Genomic DNA, 18,722 nt, shown 5'->3' with positions numbered 1-18,722 from the left:
AATTATCACCGATACCATCATAACACGTTTTGTTTTCATATCTCCATATATTAGGATAGATAGGTTAGTAAGGATTATTTATATCTTTTATATAAAAATGAATCTAATACGCTGAATAATGACTTTTCACCACCCTTTAAATCCGCTATTTTCACACAAAAAAGCCACTAGAGGCACTAGTGACTTTTTCCATTTCTATCTATTCGATTGTGCTGCTGCATCAATACGTTTGTTTTCTCTATCGCTACAGCTTTTCACCTTAACTATAAAGATGACATTTTACTTTATGCTTGTTGTCAATCACTGTATCTTCAGGTGTTTCTTTCATGCAGCGGTCAAATGCGAACGGGCATCTTTTATGAAACGCACAGCCTGAAGGTGGATTAAGAGGAGAAGGAATTTCACCTTTAACCTCAATTTTTTCGCGTTTTTCATGTTCGTGAATTGCCGGGACAGATGACAAAAGAAGTTTTGTGTAAGGATGACGAGGATTTGAAAAAATCTCATCTGTTGGCCCTTCTTCTACTAATCTTCCTAAATACATCACACCAACGCGGTCTGCAATATGTCTTACGACGCTTAAATCGTGGGAGATAAAAAGATATGAAAGCTTCATTTCTCTTTGCAAACTGCGCAGTAAGTTTAAGATTTGTGCTTGAATGGATACGTCCAGTGCTGAAACCGGCTCATCACAAATGATAAGCTTGGGGTTTAAAATCAATGAACGCGCAATGCCTATGCGCTGGCGCTGACCTCCTGAAAATTCGTGCGGATAGCGGTTGTAATCTTCTTCGTTAAATCCAAGCTTTTTTAATAACTCAATGACAAGCTGCTTTCGTTCGCTTTTTGCGCCTACATTATGAATTGTTAATGTTTCTTGAATGGAAGCACCAATCTTTTTTCTTGGATTAAGGGAAGTATGTGGATCTTGGAAAATCATTTGTAAATCTTTACGAATTGTTCGTAAGCGTGATGCTTTAGATTCGAAAATACTTTCTCCATTAAACTGTGCTTCTCCGCCCGTTGGTTCTACTAATTTTAAAAGCGTGCGCCCCGCTGTACTTTTCCCGCAGCCAGATTCACCTACTAATCCGTACGTTTCGCCTTCATAAATATCAAAGGATAAATCTTGAACTGCTTTGATTTGGCCTTTTGCTTTCCCTAAAGCAGAACGAACCGGATAATATTTTTGCAGGTTGCGAACTTCAAGCAAGGGCTTGGCGCTTTGCTGCTTTGCTTCACTAGACATACGCAACCTCTCCTTCTTGAATTTTTTCATAGTGCCAGCACCGAATGCGATGCGTATCATCGGCATGCTCTAAAACAGGTACTTCTTTATGGCATTTTTCCGTTGCAAACGGGCATCTTGGTGCAAAACGACAGCCGGCTGGCACGTTTGAAAGCGGCGGAACCGTTCCCGGAATGGACGAAAGCTCTTGTGTTCTGTCGCCATCTAAGTGAGGAACCGACTTAATTAGGCCCATTGTATAAGGATGAAGCGGCTTTGAAAACAGCGTTTTAACGTCCGTTTCTTCCATCACTTGTCCTAAATACATCACGGCTACTTTTGTACAAATATTAGCTACAACGCCTAAATCATGGGTAATGAAAAGCACGCCCATGTTGAGCTTGTCTTTTAAATCCATCATGAGGTCAAGAATTTGCGCTTGAATGGTTACGTCTAAAGCTGTTGTTGGCTCATCGGCAATAAGAAGCTTTGGCTCACAGGCTAAAGCCATCGCAATCATAATGCGCTGCCTCATTCCACCGGAAATTTCATGCGGATACTCTTTTGCTCGCTGTTCTGGAGACGGAATGCCTGTTAGTCTCAAAAGCTCTACGACTTTCTTTTGCGCTTCTTTTTTGGAGACTTTCTGATGCAGACGAATCACTTCAGCAATTTGTTTTCCAATGGGCATAACGGGGTTTAATGACGACATTGGGTCTTGGAAAATCATTGAGATTTCGTTTCCTCTTAGCTTTTGAATTTGCTTTGAAGACATCTCTAATAAGTTTTTTCCCTCAAACAAAATCTTGCCATCGTAGCTTGTTAGGTCTTCATCTAATAGCTGAAGAATAGATTCGGACGTTACGCTTTTTCCAGACCCTGATTCACCGACAATCCCTAATACTTCTCCTTTATTTAATTGAAGAGATACATTGTCAACAGCCGTTACTTCTCCGCTATACGTTGTAAAAGTTACTTGTAAGTCTTCTAATTTTAAAAGGGCGTTACTCAACGTTTTTTCCTCCTTTTCTTCAGCATTACGTTTTTCGGATTTAACCAATCCCGCAGACCGTCACCAAATAAATTAAGGCCAAGTACAATTAAAATGATGAATACACCCGGAAACACGGTCATCCACCATGCGTTGTAAATCGCAAGCTTTCCGTCATACAGCATATTTCCTAAGCTCGGTGTCGGCGCAGGAATCCCGGCTCCTAAAAAGCTTAGCGAAGCCTCAGTTAAAATCGTTACGGCAAACACGTATGTTACTTGAACGATTAAAGGCGATAAGACGTTTGGCGCCATATGAAAACAAATGATTCGAAGTGAGTTTGCTCCTTGAGCTTTTAGCGCTTCAATAAACGTTTTTTCTTTTACAACAAGCGCAGCTGAACGAACAATTCTCGCAATCGAAGGAATAAATACAAGGCTCAGTGCGATAATAACGTTGCTTGTTTTAGGTCCTAAAGCAGACATAATAGCAATTGCTAGTAAAATAGATGGAAAAGCAAACAAGCCGTCACAAATTCTCATTAAAATATAATCAAGAATTTTATAATAAGAAGATAAAAGTCCAACGATTAAACCAAGTACAGTAGCAATAATCGTTACTGCGGCTCCAATCATTAATGATATTCTGACGCCGTACATTGTCCGGCTAAATACATCTCGTCCAAAGTTATCCGTTCCAAACCAGTGCGTGCTTGACGGCGGTGCTAATCGATTTGCAGGGTCGATTTGTAAGCTGCCAAAAGGAGAAATGAGCGGAGCAAAAACAGCAATCAAAATAGATAATAAAATAAGTATCGCTCCTCTTACTAGCAAACGATTTGAGAAAAAGCGCACTACCGCTGGGTTTCTTTTTTTCTTTACAGTTACTGAAATGGTCTCTGTATTTTGTTGTGCGTTCACATTCATCACCCTCCTTTAATCATGATAAGAATTGCGTACACGCGGATCGATCACGGCATACAGCAAATCAACAACTAAATTGATGACCACATAAGCAACCGTAATTAAAAGTACGGCTCCTTGAATAAGCGCGTAATCCCGGCGTTCAATTGATGAAACAATCAGCTGACCTAGCCCTGGAATGTTAAATAATGATTCTGTTACCGCCGCTCCGGTCACAAGTCCCGCAAATGATTCTCCGATAACTGTTAAAATCGGTAAAAAACTCACGCGCAGCGTATGCTTAAGCATAATTGTGCGTTCATTTAATCCTTTTGCTTTTGCCGTTTTAACAAAGTTCTCAGAAATGGTATCGAGTAAAGATGAACGCGTCATACGCGTAATTAATGCAGCTTGAATCGCTCCGAGCGTAATCGTTGGTAAAACTAAGTACTTTAAATACTCAAATAATCCAGCATTTAACGGAACGTATCCTGAAACAGGAAAAATTCGAAGCTGTACCGCAAAAAGCAAAATAAGGAATGAACCGAGAAGAAAGCTAGGAATGGAAATACCTAAAAGGCTAGCTCCCATAATGCTTTCATCACGAATCGTTCCTTTATGTTTAGCTGCATATATACCAAATAGTAAAGCAAACGCCACACCAAAAATTTGCGCGAGTATAGCTAGAGAAACCGTAGGGCCTACATTATCCCAAATTGCCCCGAGCACAGGTTTATTTAAAAAGTAAGAATAGCCAAAATCTCCGTGGAAAATGTTAGATAGCCAGATAAAGTATTGATTTACCACAGGCTCATCCAATCCCATTTCTTTGCTCAGCGCTGCAATTTGTTCCGGACTTGCGCCTTGTCCTAAAATGATTGCTGCGGGACTCCCAGGCGTTAAGCGCGTAATTAAGAACACAACAATAGATACAATGAATAAAACAGGGATTAGTGCAAAAAGTCTCTTAAGTGTATAAGCTCCCATCGTAAACTCCTTTCTAAAACAGAGAGCGTAAGCCCTCTGTTTATTAGAATAATAAGATATTATTTTGTTAAACTCATATTGTAGAAAATTGGACCTAAATTATACTCATAGCCTTTTGCATTGTTAGAAACGGCATTGATGTTCACTTTATGACCAATAAGCGTAAACGGAAGCTCGTCCCATACGTATTGCTGAATTGCATCAATGTCACCGCGAGCTTCTTTAACAGAAGGAGCAGCTTTAATTTTGTTTAAGTAGTCCATTGATTTTTCAACTGATGTACCTTTTGTAGTCCAGAATCCTTGGAAGATGGTAGAACGAGCGTTCCAGTCAACAGGATAGATGTCCCATTGGCTTGTATCACTCATTTTATCGCTGAATGTCGCCCAGTCGTATACTTCTAATTTTACATTCATACCAATGTCTTTTAACTCTTGTTGAACCACAACAGCTGTATTGTATTGATCTTGGTAATCACGAGACGCCATTAAGCGAATTTCTTCTCCGTTATAACCAGATTTCTTCAAATATTCTTTTGCTTTTTTCTTATCATGCTGGTTATATTCTTCTTTTCCAGCTGTACTGTAGTAATTTGGATACTCTTTGTTCACAATGGATGAAGAAAGCTTGTAATAATCCGAGTTTCCGTAAGAACTGTCTAAGATGTCTTTTGAGTTAAGAGCTGCGTTAACTGCTTTTCGTGCATTGATGTCTTTAAAGACGCCTTTATCTGCGTTGTAGAAAAGTCCCATAAATCCGCCTGGTGATGTTTCTACTTTTGCATTTTGACTGGCTTCAACTTGTTTGGCATTATCGCTTGATACAGATAGCGCAACGTCAAATTGTCCGGTTGTAATACCAGAAATCCTAGTTGACTCATCGCTTACGAAACTAATCTTAATTTCATCGACGTGAGGAGTTTTCTTAACTTCGAGGCCTTTCGAAGAATAATCTTTAAATTTCTCTAATAAAAGATATTGATTTTTCTTCCACTCTTTTACTTTATATGGACCTGTTCCTATGTAGTCTTTGATCCCTTCATCAGATGCATTGTCAACGACTTCTTTTGGTAAAATAGCTGCTGCGGGGATTGGATCAGCTAATAAAGAAAGCGTGTTAACGTTTGGTGATGGTAAATGAAGCTCTACCGTATAATCACCGGTTTTGGTCATTTCAGCACCAGAGAAGTTTGTTTTCCCAAGAGACGATAGCTTAATCCAGCGGTTAATAGAAGCGACAACGTCATCTGCAGTCATTTCTTTACCGTTATGGAATTTAACCCCTCTTCTTAATTGGAACGTGTATGTTTTATTATCATCGCTAATATCTACTTTAGACGCTAAGTCAGGCTTAGGATTTCCTTTTTCGTCTAAAATCATTAGTCCTTCGTAGATACTGCGCGTTGCGTCTTTCACATCTGAGTCCCCAGTAATTTGAGCATCTAGCGTTGCTGGCTCACTTTGAGACGCGACGTTTAGCGTTCCACCTTCTTTTCCTTCTTTTTCACTTGAAGAATTTTTGCTTGCATTACCACTGCACCCTGCTACCATGAGGACAATGGTTAAAAGAGAGATGAAAAGTAAATAAGTCCTTTTCACTAAAATCACTCCTATTTCCTTGTATAAAATTTTAATCCGACTATAATAAGAAGAATAGTAGGAATGTGAACAATTGTAGCACTACCTTCTACCTTTGGCAATTAGTATTTTTAACATACAGAGGCTATTATACCATTTTCTATTAAGTAAATATGGTATATATGTATAATAGTTGAACAAAAGAACCATTTATTTCTTATAAAGCAAGCGATTGAACACACTTTATCAACGCAGTAAAAAAGAAAGAACATCTCAAGAAATGGTAATTTAACAAAAAGGAGAAAACAACAGTGGGATTTTTAATTGGCATATCAGGAAGCATTATTGTGGATCAAGGAGGACGCTTTCCAGGCTATAAGCGAGCGTATGTGAATAATGACTATATCGAATCAACAGCGCTCAGCGGCGGAATTCCTTTTATCTTGCCAGTGCTAAAAGATGAAGAAATGATTAAAGCGCAGGCAGAAAGTATAGACGGGTTGATTTTATCAGGTGGTCAAGACGTTAATCCCCTTTTATACGGAGAAGAACCGACAACCAAAACGGGTTCACCTTTTTTAGCACGAGATCAGTCTGAACAGCTATTGTTAAAGCATGTGATCGATCAAGGAAAGCCGGTGTTAGCGATTTGCCGCGGCTTACAAATTTTGAACGTTGCTTACGGCGGGACTCTTTATCAAGACATGTCAGACATTAAAGAGTCATTTATCAAACATGATCAATACAAAAATACAAGCGACCCTTCTCATTCCATCATGATTAAAGACGGAACACGCCTGCATGACCTTTACGGTAATCAAGCTCTTATTAATTCATTTCACCATCAAGCTATTAAAGACGTAGCGCCAGGTTTTGAAGTTTCTGCATGGGCAAAAGATGGAGTTATTGAAGCCATTGAAAAACAAGGAAAACAATTTGTAGTCGGCGTCCAGTGGCATCCAGAAATGATGGCAAAAGAACATACTTCAATGCTAAACTTGTTCAAACTGTTTATGGAGCATGTGCAGCAGTCGGCTGTAAAAAAAGTCAGCATTTGACGTTTTAATCTACTGCGTCACCAATACAAAAAGGCAGGCCATTATAATGGCCTGCCTTTTTGTATTACCTGAAGATACGCATAGAAATCTAGACAAATTTTCATCTATTAATAAAGAAGGAAAACAGCGCAAGCATCTTTAGCTTTTACAATATTTCAATATATCCTTCTGTTCCATGTACGCGAATTTGCTGTCCGTCTTTTATCAGCCGAGTAGCATTCTCTACGCCGACAACCGCTGGCAATCCGTATTCACGTGCAATGACTGCTCCATGAGTCATCAGTCCGCCAACTTCCGTAACAAGCCCCTTTATCCCTACAAATAACGGGGTCCAGCTAGGGTCAGTAAAGGAAGTAACTAATATATCTCCCTCTGATAGATTAGCATTTTCCATGTTTAAAATGACGCGCGCTCGCCCTTCTACCACTCCTGAAGAAACCGGTAAACCTACAATTGCTTGGGACGGAAGATTTTCTCGTTTGTACGCACCTGTAACAATTTCGCCATGAGACGTGATTACACGCGGAGATGTTAGCTTTGTGTATAATCGGTATTCTTCTTTTCGCTTGGTAATGATTTGATCATTCACTTTATGTGTGCGCACGACTTCTTGAAGTTCGTCAAACGTCAGATAGTATATATTTTCTGTTTCAGAAATAACACCGGCTTTTACAAGCTGAGCGGCTTCTTTCAGCAGAGCCTGTTTATAAACAAAATAGCGATTAATCATGCCGTATTTGGGATATTCACGATAACCGATAAAATTCCGCATGAGATTAATCTTTTCTTTTGTTTCTTTTGCTTTTTGTTCACCATCCGGCAATTGCTTCAAGCGGTTTAATAGCTCTTGCTCTTTTTTCAAGGCTTCCTGCAGGCCTTTTTCAAATTTTTGCTTGCTAGCGTTAGCCTCAAAGTTTTTAATATTACCAAGAATCACAGGGATAAGTGCAGCCGGCTTTTCGCTCCAGCGAGTTTTCGTAATATCGATTTCGCCGGGGCATCGCATTCCGTATTTGCTGAGATAATCATAGATAGCGTCTTGAGTTTTCTCTCCGCCTTCAAACTTAACCAGTTTCTCCAAAAAGTTATCATCTTTTACGTGTTGTAAATAATGGATGACTTCTGGATAAGGACGAATCACATCTGCGACATCCAATAGCGCCAGACCCATTTCTGATGTAATATTGTTTGGTACAGATTGAGAAATCACGTCTGCTGCGTTTTTTTCACCTAGCCACGTCTCCATTTTTTCATTGATCCATGATGAAGCATCCATAGCAGCCATAAACACAGCTGTACTTTGTGGGTCAAATAAAATCTTCTTTAATGTCCCGATATCTTCTGAAATAAAATCGACTAATTCCGACCCAGATTTCGTTTGGATGGTTTGCTTTAGCTCTTCTATTGATGCTTGATTTTTCTTGATCAAGTCAGAAACTATGGTCGAGTCGTTTTCGATTTGTGTCTTAGGCTTCGTAGGCGGCATGCTTTTATTGCTTTTACCAGAACTTTGATCATTTGGTAAAGGTTTTATAAAGTCTCCTCGCTCTATTATGCTTGTAAGTGCGTCTTTCATGAGGGGATCATGTTGTCCCATGGCACCTAACATCATTTTTCTGCTGTCAGATGAAGCCAGCATAGGGGTGACATCAACAAACAGCCTTCCACCGGCTGTACGCATAGGTGCATTAGTCGTTAACAGAAAAAAAGACAACCCCAGTGGTTTCATGGCATCGGTCATCATTTGTTGATGTCCAACAGATACATAAACGCGATTTTCCTGATCATGTGCTTCAGGAATTGGATATAAAGTAGTGATTGGACGACTTTGAACAATATAAAATGTATCCTCAGCCAAGCACCATTCAATATCTTGAGGACAACCGAAGTAAGCTTCAAGCTGTCTTCCAACGCGTTCTAGCTGTAAAATTTGAGAGTCAGTGAGCGCTTGCGTTTTTTGTAGATCGAAATGAACTTCCTTTGTTTCTGTTCCGCCTTCTTTTAATCCGTAAATAGCTACCTTTTTAGCTGCTATTTTTTTATCGACGATTTCGCCTTCTTTTACTTTATAGCAATCGGCAGAGACCAAACCTGACACTAGCGCTTCTCCAAGTCCAAATCCCGCATCGATTGATAACAGCTTTCGGTTAGAAGTAATTGGGTCAGCGGAAAATAAAATACCTGAAGCCTGCGGAAAAACCATTCGTTGAACAATAACAGATACGTGCACTTGACTATGGTCAAATCCATTTTTAATACGGTAGGTTACCGCACGATTTGTAAACAGGGAAGCCCAGCATTTGCTAATGTGCTGCAGAATAGCTTCTTTGCCTCTGATGTTTAAATAGGTGTCATGCTGACCAGCAAAAGAAGCATGTGGCAAATCTTCAGCAGTCGCACTTGAACGAACGGCATAAGCATGCTCTTCCCCAAACTGAGAGAGAGAATGAATAACTGCTTTTACAACGTCCGAAGGAATTTTTATTTCCAGAATGATTTGGCGGATTTTTTCGCTAATTTCACCAATTTGATCTCGGTCATCAGCTTTTAGCATCGTCAGCTGGTTCAGTAACGCTTGAAACGTTTCATTTTGTTCAAGGGCTTTTTGATACCCGGCCGCTGTCACACAAAATCCTTCCGGTACTTGTATTCCTTGAATTTTTGATAACGCGCCTAAATTTAAGGCTTTTCCTCCAACAAGTGAAAGCTGTGTATCTTTTATTTCTTGAAAGCTAAGAACTAAAGAGTTCATTCAACATCTCTCCTAACCGGTAATGTTTTATTGATTTTACCAGCAGTAAATGAGAATAAACAGTCTATATCGGCGTTTTTTTATGTGGTATAATTAAAGTAGGAAGAGAAATACATACCTTTTTGTTTGCGGTTACATTTTTAAAAGTTGTATAACTAACTTATCTAATTGATTCGTATCCTTTTTAAAGCAGGTAAGTACACGTTTGAAGGATTTGTTGTTCTTCCTCATTTAACACTTTCTTTTTAGAGAATGAAATTTCAACATCTCTCCTCATTTTAACCCTTCTTTCATTTGGTCACCTGAAGAGTCTAGCTCATTAGATGATTAACTCTCTTTTTTTGAACTATTCCGAAACCATAGTATTACGAATGTATCTCTTCGCTCGTTTTCTAGCAAGTGTATAAATAATCACCTGCAGCACAAGCGCCGCAAGGCTTATCAGTACTACTTGTTCGACAGAATTAAAGGGCGAAAAATATTTCTCCCATTTAGAATCAGGAAGCCTTAATGCGTTATAAAAATATGAGGTACTAAAAGAAATTATATTTCCTAAAATAAGTGATAAATCCGCTCTAATAAGCCCACTTAGATAAGACAGTGCTACTGTAACTATGGCCATGATTATATAGCTTACCTTTGAATCATCCTCAAAATCTTTTCGCATAGATAAATAAACATATGGAATGCAGTAAATGGTAAAAATTATAAAAGGGAGTAGTCTTCTCATATAGTAGTCTCTCCAATATTTGGGGTTCGACATAGTTTTCTATTATTATAAATTACCGAAGAGAATTTTTTCCAGTTTTTTGTACGCAGAGAGTGTAGAAATACTTATATGTATCATGATCGTTTGTAGAATCATTCCTTAGGGCAAAGTAAAAAAGCACGCTTATGAGTGCTTTTTTACAGCATATTTATTTAAACAGGACGTGTGTTTTCATCGAACATTTTCCGTTTACTGGTAACAATTACTTCTTTATTTTTCTCCTAAAATGGCTACAGGGCTAAATACCTCGTAATGAATACGTTCGTTTGGTATATCCCATCTATGTAGTGCTTTAAGAATAGCTTCCATAAACGGAATCGACCCGCAGAAATAAAAGACAGCTTCTTTTGAAGGAACAACGGATTGTAACAATTCTAAATCAATATAACCCTCTTTATCAAAATCAGTGCCAAGTCGATCCCCTTCATTAGGCGAGCTATAACAGATGAAGGAGGTAACATTTTCGTTATTTCTATTTAGTTGAGCCACATGTTCTTTAAAAGCATGCGTTTTCCCATTAATACTTGCATGAAGAAAGGTAACCTTACGTGTAGGTTGTTTTTCTACAATGGTATTCAGCATACTAAGCAAAGGTGTAATACCTATACCTCCACTAATTAGCACAACGGGAAGTTCACTGTGATCAAGTACAAAATCTCCAGCTGGAGCTGAGAACTTAAGAGTATCTCCTGTCTGAACTTGTTTATGTAAATAGTTTGACACGATTCCTGCTGGCGCACCGTCATACCCTTCTTCTCGTTTTACACTGATTCGATAATAATCCTTTCCAGGGGCTTCAGAAAGACTATAGTGGCGAATATGCGTGTATTTCTCTCCCGGAACATTTGCTGCTAATGTAAGGTATTGTCCTGCTTTATAAGAGGCAATTTCTTTCTCATTTTTAGCTTTTAAATAAAAAGACGTTACATTATCACTTTCTTCTACTTTCTTATCTATATAAAAGCTTTGATATCCTTCCCAACCTCCAGGTTGACTCTCTGTCTCTTCGTAGAGAGCTTCTTCTAGCTCAATAAAAGCATTGGCAATATATCCGTACGCTTTTCCCCATGCTTCAATAATCTCATCTGAAGCTGTATCTCCCAAAACATCCTTTACTGCTTGAAGTAAAGTTTCACCAACGACTGGATATTGTTCTGCCTTTACCCCTATCGCACGATGCTTTTGTGAAATCCGTTCAATTACAGGTTTAATGGCTTCTAAGTTTGTAATATGTTCTCCTGCAGCATACACGGCATATCCTAATGCTTCCTGTTGAATTCCTCTTTTTTGATTTGTTTGATTGAACATATTATATAAATCTGGCGCTTTTTCAAATAACAATTCATAAAATCTCTTTCCTATTTGTTTACTATGTTCTTTCAAAACTGGCACTGTTGATTGGACAATTTCAATCGTTTTAGAATCAAGCATATAACATCCACCTTTTAAGAATTTTTCATATGTATTAATCTTTTTTAATACTACAATTTAATATGGCTAAATTTGGATTATCCTATACTGGAATGAAAATACTAACTTTAGTTACCGTAATGAATAGGTTTTTTAAGAAACAACTTTATTAGATTTGACATTACTTTAATTTGGCTTTTCAACAAGTATCCAAGGGACTTCTATCTCAAAATCAAGTTGAAGTACGGGTCTGGTAAATCCGCCAGGGACAAATTCTAAATCGTTGGAAAAGCCAATATGTAGGTTATTGCTTATTTCAATTGCACCATCTGAATTCATAATTTCAAGAGGTATTTTGTTAGATACCTTATCTACCATATGATAGCAGCCAATATAGAAGTGGAGTCCATTTTCTTGAGAATCAAAATGTGATAAGTGATTACATTGAGAAGGATTAATACCTAGTCGGTTAAAAAACTGAAGCTCTATCTCTGATCGGGACTTCATAGCTTCATAAAAGTTTAGACAATATAGACAATCGCACAAATCCCATTTTTTCAAATACTGTGTTTTTGTTTCTTCAACATCAATTTCTAAAATCCAATCATTAATTTTTATGGTTTGATACAAACTCTTCACTTCCCATACTTAGGCTATTTAACAGTTACCTTCAGTTGCAGAATTCTTTAGCTTAATTTATAAGATGATTAGAAAGATATACGGGCAATTATAACAAATCAGCCAAAGCACCTAATAAGTCTTCACCTTTAGTTTCTGAATAGCTTTTAATACATCTTCTCTATTCTTAGCAAACTTCAGCCACTTTGGCAGTCGACTCTCGACGCTTAAATAATAGGGATGTGATTCCCTGAGTTCAGCTTCTATATAGCTTTCGATATAATTTAAATGTTCCAGGTTTAATGCCCATAAGGTGTTTCCACTACATTCAATTTGTAAATAGAGCGGAAGTTGAAAATACCAGTCGCAGGGATCTCCAATTAAAATTACTTCATAATCAGCTTTACGTTCGTACGATACTCTTGCTTGTCCGTAACCGTTTGCTTTTATAACTTTGTCTTTTGTGGTTCCGCAAGTAGTACAAACAAACCTTCTTCTGACGTTAGCGACGTAGGGACTCGAATCATCTAAAGCTATGACTTTTGCACAAGAGGCGCATTGTGGACAAACGACTAGAAATTCATATCCTAACCCTATAAGTGTTTTATTTTTATTTAGAAATGTTTTTTTCAAGACGTTTTCTCCCTTGAATTTATTAATTCATATTATCGAAGCGATGGAACTACAACATTGATTTCAGTTTTAATTTTACATTAATCGCCAGAGGCAAATACTAATTTATTTAGTTTCAGTGCCTCTAAGCAAAGGCTCTTTAATGCTTCAGCAAATGTTTTCGTCTTCAGGGCTATCTCCGTTGATTGTCTACAGATTGTCTGTAATGCTTCACATACCTTGATTAATTGATTTATCTCTTGTACAGAAAACAACTTGTCCCCATATTGATCTAATCCTGTCAATAATTCAAACGAATGTCTGAATTCTCTTGTTAACAGGTAGTCGTGTACTCTTTCCTCAAATTTTACACATTTAGTAGAAAAAGCTGCTTCTTTCTTATTATCGGCAATGCAGAAATCGATTCCTACCATCAGGCCCTTCCTTCCTCTACATTCTTTCTAAGTTTAATAGGTACTAAAAAAGAGGACAGCTAGGTATATACTAAACTACTATCTGTCCTTCTCTGGCCGTACTTTTATCAAAATCTTTTAACGAAGCAATAATTAAGTAACCTCTTCTACAAACTCTTTTAGAGAATCATACATTTCTAAAGCGTCCCATTCACCCATGCCATGTTCAGCTGTGAAAACTGGGTAATCTACATTCCCTATATCAATAAAGAGCGGGTCACCGCCTATTTCTTCATCATACCCTATGACAAACCAGTTTTCTTGCCAATCTCCTTCTTGATTTCCTATAAGGGAATTTGCTTCTAAATCTTCTCTGTAGCCTAATTGGCCATCTAAAAACTCGCTTTTAAGGTAGATGTAATAAGGAGCAGAAAGAATTTCTCCCACTTCATCTTCAAATTCTACTTTCACTGACGTACCTGGAAGTTCTTTAAGAATTTTATAGATTTTCTCTATATCAGGTTTTATCATTTGCTTCTCCCCTTTAATGATCTGTATGACTTATCGTGGCTGTTATCCATTCTTCTAAGCTGTCTGCTATTACTTCACGCTGTTCCCAATCATGCCAAAAGGTGATAATTTGACCAATTTTCCCTCCTTCATCAGGATCCAAGTCTATACAAATATCATCTCCTCCCCCATTCGTGGCAATCGAAATCCAACGTGGGTTCCACCAAAATTCTTTTTTTACTGGCCCAATAGGTTCAATTTCTGGAAAATCTTCAAATTCTCCTCCGTCTAAAAGCTCTTTTAATGTTTGCCACGTATACAGAATCTCCTCTAAAGGTAATAGAGTATAATTTTCAATAACTGCTATATATTCATCACGCTGTCCATTATGTATCATTAACCAGTCTTTAAGGTTTTTGGGGAATGTTAGTCCCATCTTTTGTTCAACCTCTGCAATTTCTAATTCAGTAGCTGCTTCTTTAAGCGTTCCTGCTGCTTCTGGTCGATTTATTTTTAACCACTGCTCAAACTCATTCCAAACTTGCTTCATATTAGGAGCCTCCTTATATAACGTCATTAAATGAATCTAGGAAAAATGATTAGATATTTTTTAAACTTATACTAATTATGTATGGAAATCTTATGTAAATAAACGGTTTTATTATTTTCTACTACATGAAACGAACATCAATTAGCTCGCTTAACCTCATTTTGTTCGTTTGCTTACATCCTTCATCTATAAATACAAATAACCCTCCAAGGGAATCTACAAATTGAATAACTCCTGTTTCCGTTATACATTGCCCATGCTTGTAATACGTAAGGTATACTTTTTTATGTGTATGGAGAGCTTCGATCAAGGTAAAATTAATTTGTTCCATTTGATCTTCTGTTAAAAAAGGTTGAGGTATTTCTGATTGCTTTTTTATAACTTCTTGTAATCCTTTGTATTGCTCGGGCATAGTGGCAAACGGTCGCCATTTTTTCATTCCTCTGTTTTGCATGTCATCTTCCTCCTTTATGCTTTATGACCTCCTAAAAGGCCGTTTCGATAACGAGCTGTTGAATGCTCGAGATGGCTTGAAGCTCGCAGAACGCTATTCTTCCCATAACGCATACGAATTTCATCAATCGTTTTAGCAAGGGCATAGGCTCTTTCGCGCTGGTCAATATCTTCAAATAAGCTCATTTGCTCTTCTTCTTGAATAAGGGTGTTCGATAAAGAAATTCCAATCGATCGAATGGGCATTCCGCTATCAAATGTGTGTAGGATGGTTAAACAATAAGGGAAGATATCTTGACTTAAATTCGAAGCTCGCTCCATTTTCTTTTGCCTCGAGAAACCTCCACCTGTTTGTTTGCTGTAGCCAATGGATAAATGAATAGTATGTGCCACGACTTGATGCATACGTAAACGAAAGCACACATCGTCTAACAGTTCTAATAGCAGCAATTCCACTTCTTTTCGATTTGTATAGTCTCGAAACAGAATTTGACTCTTCCCGAATGATCGAGAGCTCGGAATATACACGTCAGAAATGCGACTAAAATCAATTCCATTTGCATGTTGGTGGATTTCCTCTCCTAAGACACCAAATTCTTTACGTATCATCTCTACAGAAGAAAGAGCGAGTTCTTTTATGGAGTGAATGCCCAAACGATTTAAGCGTCTTTCCGTAGCAGACGAGATTCCCCAGAAATCCTTCATTGGGTGAATCGACCATAATTTGAAAGGAATATCTTCGTATCGCCAATAAGCTACCCCTGTTGTGCTATTCTTGGCCTCATGATCTAAGCTCACCTTAGCCAGTAAGAGATTCGGACCTATGCCTGCAGTAGCTGTCAGCCGTGTTTTGCGATAAATCTCGTTGATGATTTTACGGGCTAATTCTTTTGGTGTGCGAGCGAATAAATGCAAAGAAGCTGTGGCATCAATAAACAACTCATCAATGCTATACGCATGAAAATCCTCAGGAGCCACATACTGTAATACCAAACTAGAAACATAGTTCGAAGCCTTGACATACCTTTCCATGGATGGATTTACGACATGGATATCTTTCCTTCTAGGAATGTCGAAAAGACGGCTGCCTGTTTTGATCCCTTCTTTCTTTAATAAGGGTGTGGCAGCTAACACAACTGATCCCGACCGCTTTGTATCTCCTACAACTGCCAACTTTGTTTTTAATGGATCTAGCCTACGTATCACGCATGAAACAGAAGCAAAGAATGCTTTCATATCAATACAAATAATGACTCTGTTTGGTAGATATTCATAATCCATTGGAATAACTCCTTAAATAAAGAACGTTTGTTCTCTATTATATACGAACAAATGTTCTTTATTCAATAAAAACTCTAAAGTTTTCCCGATTATTGTTAATATAATAGGAGACAAGAATATTGTGAGTAAATTTGGAAGATAAAGGAGATGGCAAATGAATAAGAAAATGACTAACTATATTATCTTTTTTTCATGGTTTTTATTCTTAGTTCTTTTGTGGATTGTCGTTTCATTATTCAAAGGTGAAAATGGACAGTGGTGGTCTATGTATCGTTTAAATGCAGACAAATACGGCCTTTGGGCTTTAGAGATTTCTTACATAAAGTTTAGTATTGCTGCTTTTATCTCATTAGCAATAGCTTATATGGTGAGTTTTGGATTCAAAAGAAAAAGATAAGGTGAAATAAAGTGCTTTGAAAGTAATATAGATCGTTGGATTTAATCGGAATAAGAAATAATGATAAAAAGACCCTAATTAATATGTTAATAAGGTCTTTTCAGTATCTATAAAATTTATTATGTATTTTATAGATATTAAATAATTGATTTTACTTTTGATGTTCAGCCCATTTTAAAAAGCTTTATAAGTTTCGTAGTACTATATTTATAAACTTTCTTGCATGTAATTAAACCCCATTAATTAATAGAATAATATACGCGTTTTGAATATTATTTATGATCTTTTCAAAAAAATATCCGTATTAAACTACTTAATGTACGCGATTTGAATAAAGATTTTGTTTTTTAATATTATTTTTATTTTAATAATGAATAATGAACGGAAAATTGATAATTTTTAAATTTTATTAAAAAAGTTTATTTTTTATATTGAAATATGTAATTTGACTGTTTATAATACAAAAAAGATAAGTTATTTGCAGGTTTAGTTGTCTGAAAATTTAATTTTTTATGAAGAATATTATTAATGGGGGTTTCACCGTGTCAAACAAAGTACCGTTTTCTTTTATAGTAATCATTGGTTTAATGTTATTTGCATTATTTTTTGGAGCTGGAAATTTAATATTTCCTGCCATGCTTGGCCAGTCAGCGGGAGCAAATATCTGGTCAGCAAATGCAGGTTTTTTAGTTACTGGAGTAGGCTTGCCTTTACTTGGTGTACTAGCTTTTGGATTCTCTGGAAAGGAAGATTTACAATCATTAGCAAGTCGCGTACATCCTATCTTTGGTTTAGTATTTACAACTGTTCTTTATCTAGCTATTGGACCTTTATTTGCTATCCCACGAACAGGTAACGTCTCTTTTGAAATCGGACTTAAACCTTTCATTTCTGAAGGCTCTAGTTCTATAGCTTTACTTGTGTTTACTATTATATTTTTCAGCATTACATGCTTTTTTTCTCTCAATCCGGCGAAAATTGTCGATATTGTCGGAAAATTCTTAACGCCGATTAAATTAACATTCATCGGAATTCTAGTTCTAGTAGCTTTTATTCATCCTATTGGAAAATTTCAAGCACCCACAGAAAAATATGTAACAAACTCTTTTTTTAATGGGTTCCAAGAAGGATATCTAACAATGGATACTCTTGCATCTTTCGTTTTCGGAATCATTATTATCAATGCAATTAAAGAAAAAGGCGCTAAAACAAAGAAGCAAATTATAACTGTTTGTCTAAAAGCTACAGGAATTGCTGCTATTATTCTTGCAACTATCTATTCTGCCCTTTCATACATGGGCGCTTCAAGTGTAGAAAAGCTTGGGCATTTAGATAATGGTGGTACGGTGTTAGCGAAAGTTTCTGATTATTATTTTGGAGAATATGGAGGATTACTATTAGGCTTAATGATCACAGTAGCTTGTCTGACAACTAGCGTAGGGCTTATTACTTCATGCTCTTCTTATTTCCATAAATTATTACCTTCTATTTCTTATAAGAAAATTGCGATTAGCTTATCCGTGTTTAGCGCAATCATCGCAAATGTTGGATTGAATCATTTAATTTCTTTTTCAGTACCTGTTTTAACAGTGCTCTATCCATTAGCAATCGTTCTAATCTTTTTGACTTTCCTTCATTCTTTATTTAAAGGATGTGCTGAGGTATACCAAGGCAGCCTATTCTTAACATTTGTTGTAAGCCTGGTAGATGGATTAAATGATTTTGGTTTACACATCCCTGGTATTGACCAATTATTTACTTACTATCTTCCTCTTTACCATATTGGATTAGGTTGGATATTCCCTGCAATTATTGGAGGTCTTGCAGGTTATGGAGTTAACTTGTTTAAAAATAAAGAGCAATTTACTTCTAAATCAACAAGGTTAAATAAATAAATTCACTTTAATTCTTTGATTAAATTAAAGCATTTAGATGAACACTTTGAAGCCTCCTTTTATTACTATTTCGCACTTAGTATAAAATGAAGTTTCAATTAACTTCTAAATAAGGGAGTATAACTATGAAGAAAACGTCACAAGCTTATAGCTGTATGGATGCGTTAGTATTTAGATAAGATTAAAGAAGATTTAATGGAAGAAGATGAATTACTTAAAAATTCTCTTAAATAATAAAGCAAATGTAAAAAGAGGCTTTTACTTATACGAAGTAAAAGCCTCTTTTTACGCGTTTCTCTTGTTATATATGTTTTTGATA

Annotated in this window: 17 protein-coding genes; 3 read left to right on the top strand and 14 right to left on the bottom strand. The window is 36.9% G+C overall.

Annotation, left to right across the window (positions count from 1 at the left end; genetic code table 11):
* Positions 1-259 precede the first annotated feature (259 nt).
* From ACFX4R_RS10110 to ACFX4R_RS10090, 5 genes are read right to left on the bottom strand one after another with little or no spacing between them, the layout of a single operon-like run.
* Entirely contained in the window at positions 260-1,249 is a 990-nt protein-coding gene (locus ACFX4R_RS10110; protein WP_043981897.1) for an ABC transporter ATP-binding protein, read from the bottom strand.
* Positions 1,242-2,240: an ABC transporter ATP-binding protein gene (locus ACFX4R_RS10105; RefSeq protein ID WP_377569492.1), complete on the bottom strand. Its 999-nt coding sequence runs from the start codon at positions 2,238-2,240 to the stop codon at positions 1,242-1,244. The genes ACFX4R_RS10110 and ACFX4R_RS10105 overlap by 8 nt, the downstream gene beginning before the upstream one ends.
* Entirely contained in the window at positions 2,237-3,145 is a 909-nt protein-coding gene (locus tag ACFX4R_RS10100) for an ABC transporter permease (protein WP_377569491.1), read from the bottom strand. The genes ACFX4R_RS10105 and ACFX4R_RS10100 overlap by 4 nt, the downstream gene beginning before the upstream one ends.
* A 9-nt stretch (positions 3,146-3,154) precedes the next feature.
* Positions 3,155-4,108, bottom strand: coding sequence for an ABC transporter permease (locus ACFX4R_RS10095; RefSeq protein ID WP_013082737.1), 954 nt, complete (start codon positions 4,106-4,108; stop codon positions 3,155-3,157).
* A gap of 59 nt (positions 4,109-4,167) precedes the next feature.
* Positions 4,168-5,706 carry an ABC transporter substrate-binding protein gene (locus ACFX4R_RS10090; protein WP_377569489.1) on the bottom strand — a complete coding sequence of 513 codons (1,539 nt, stop codon included), beginning with the start codon at positions 5,704-5,706 and terminating at the stop codon, positions 4,168-4,170.
* 290 nt (positions 5,707-5,996) lie between these two features.
* On the opposite strand from ACFX4R_RS10090, the gene ACFX4R_RS10085 reads away from it, so the two are divergent.
* Complete coding sequence (locus ACFX4R_RS10085) at positions 5,997-6,743, top strand: gamma-glutamyl-gamma-aminobutyrate hydrolase family protein (protein WP_043981888.1); 747 nt, start codon at positions 5,997-5,999, stop codon at positions 6,741-6,743.
* Between the two features lie 145 nt (positions 6,744-6,888).
* Here the strand turns inward: ACFX4R_RS10085 and ppsA are convergent, their stop codons facing one another.
* The 9 genes from ppsA to ACFX4R_RS10040 all read right to left on the bottom strand — a co-directional run bounded on the left by ppsA (position 6,889) and on the right by ACFX4R_RS10040 (position 16,111).
* Positions 6,889-9,495, bottom strand: a complete 2,607-nt coding sequence (gene ppsA, locus ACFX4R_RS10080; RefSeq protein ID WP_322551954.1) for a phosphoenolpyruvate synthase — start codon at positions 9,493-9,495, stop codon at positions 6,889-6,891.
* A gap of 979 nt (positions 9,496-10,474) precedes the next feature.
* Entirely contained in the window at positions 10,475-11,695 is a 1,221-nt protein-coding gene (gene hmpA, locus ACFX4R_RS10075) for an NO-inducible flavohemoprotein (protein ID WP_165575287.1), read from the bottom strand.
* 165 nt (positions 11,696-11,860) lie between these two features.
* Entirely contained in the window at positions 11,861-12,304 is a 444-nt protein-coding gene (locus tag ACFX4R_RS10070; protein ID WP_377569486.1) for a hypothetical protein, read from the bottom strand.
* 120 nt (positions 12,305-12,424) lie between these two features.
* A complete protein-coding gene (locus ACFX4R_RS10065; protein ID WP_043981880.1) occupies positions 12,425-12,925 on the bottom strand; it encodes a hypothetical protein in 501 nt (166 codons plus the stop codon).
* A gap of 80 nt (positions 12,926-13,005) precedes the next feature.
* Positions 13,006-13,338 carry a hypothetical protein gene (locus ACFX4R_RS10060; RefSeq protein WP_043981878.1) on the bottom strand — a complete coding sequence of 111 codons (333 nt, stop codon included), beginning with the start codon at positions 13,336-13,338 and terminating at the stop codon, positions 13,006-13,008.
* Between the two features lie 132 nt (positions 13,339-13,470).
* Positions 13,471-13,848, bottom strand: a complete 378-nt coding sequence (locus ACFX4R_RS10055) for a hypothetical protein (RefSeq protein WP_043981877.1) — start codon at positions 13,846-13,848, stop codon at positions 13,471-13,473.
* 13 nt (positions 13,849-13,861) lie between these two features.
* Positions 13,862-14,377: an SMI1/KNR4 family protein gene (locus ACFX4R_RS10050; protein WP_116515721.1), complete on the bottom strand. Its 516-nt coding sequence runs from the start codon at positions 14,375-14,377 to the stop codon at positions 13,862-13,864.
* 121 nt (positions 14,378-14,498) lie between these two features.
* The gene (locus ACFX4R_RS10045; RefSeq protein WP_097823712.1) at positions 14,499-14,831 is read right to left on the bottom strand and encodes a YolD-like family protein; all 333 of its coding nucleotides are present in this window, start codon (positions 14,829-14,831) and stop codon (positions 14,499-14,501) included.
* Positions 14,832-14,845: 14 nt separating this feature from the next.
* Positions 14,846-16,111 carry a Y-family DNA polymerase gene (locus ACFX4R_RS10040; RefSeq protein WP_116515720.1) on the bottom strand — a complete coding sequence of 422 codons (1,266 nt, stop codon included), beginning with the start codon at positions 16,109-16,111 and terminating at the stop codon, positions 14,846-14,848.
* Positions 16,112-16,265: 154 nt separating this feature from the next.
* Between ACFX4R_RS10040 and ACFX4R_RS10035 the strand changes: the two genes are divergently transcribed.
* Complete coding sequence (locus ACFX4R_RS10035) at positions 16,266-16,508, top strand: hypothetical protein (protein ID WP_043981873.1); 243 nt, start codon at positions 16,266-16,268, stop codon at positions 16,506-16,508.
* A gap of 542 nt (positions 16,509-17,050) precedes the next feature.
* Complete coding sequence (gene brnQ, locus ACFX4R_RS10030; RefSeq protein WP_121944878.1) at positions 17,051-18,403, top strand: branched-chain amino acid transport system II carrier protein; 1,353 nt, start codon at positions 17,051-17,053, stop codon at positions 18,401-18,403.
* Positions 18,404-18,722: the final 319 nt, after the last annotated feature.

The organism is Priestia sp. YIM B13490, from assembly GCF_042787735.1.
GTDB classification, from domain to species: domain Bacteria; phylum Bacillota; class Bacilli; order Bacillales; family Bacillaceae_H; genus Priestia; species Priestia megaterium.
Note: the sequence above shows the minus strand (reverse complement) of the source record. Positions and strands in the feature narration are given on the sequence as shown.

Excerpts from the sequence above, each read along its gene's own strand:
- ACFX4R_RS10100 (WP_377569491.1), bottom strand. The coding sequence starts at position 3,145 with ATGAATGTGAACGCACAACAAAATACAGAGACCATTTCAGTAACTGTA.
- hmpA (WP_165575287.1), bottom strand. The coding sequence starts at position 11,695 with ATGCTTGATTCTAAAACGATTGAAATTGTCCAATCAACAGTGCCAGTT.
- ACFX4R_RS10060 (WP_043981878.1), bottom strand. The coding sequence starts at position 13,338 with ATGGTAGGAATCGATTTCTGCATTGCCGATAATAAGAAAGAAGCAGCT.
- ACFX4R_RS10035 (WP_043981873.1), top strand. The coding sequence starts at position 16,266 with ATGAATAAGAAAATGACTAACTATATTATCTTTTTTTCATGGTTTTTA.
- ACFX4R_RS10045 (WP_097823712.1), bottom strand. The coding sequence starts at position 14,831 with ATGCAAAACAGAGGAATGAAAAAATGGCGACCGTTTGCCACTATGCCC.
- ACFX4R_RS10040 (WP_116515720.1), bottom strand. The coding sequence starts at position 16,111 with ATGGATTATGAATATCTACCAAACAGAGTCATTATTTGTATTGATATG.
- ACFX4R_RS10110 (WP_043981897.1), bottom strand. The coding sequence starts at position 1,249 with ATGTCTAGTGAAGCAAAGCAGCAAAGCGCCAAGCCCTTGCTTGAAGTT.
- ACFX4R_RS10055 (WP_043981877.1), bottom strand. The coding sequence starts at position 13,848 with ATGATAAAACCTGATATAGAGAAAATCTATAAAATTCTTAAAGAACTT.
- ACFX4R_RS10050 (WP_116515721.1), bottom strand. The coding sequence starts at position 14,377 with ATGAAGCAAGTTTGGAATGAGTTTGAGCAGTGGTTAAAAATAAATCGA.
- ACFX4R_RS10095 (WP_013082737.1), bottom strand. The coding sequence starts at position 4,108 with ATGGGAGCTTATACACTTAAGAGACTTTTTGCACTAATCCCTGTTTTA.
- ppsA (WP_322551954.1), bottom strand. The coding sequence starts at position 9,495 with ATGAACTCTTTAGTTCTTAGCTTTCAAGAAATAAAAGATACACAGCTT.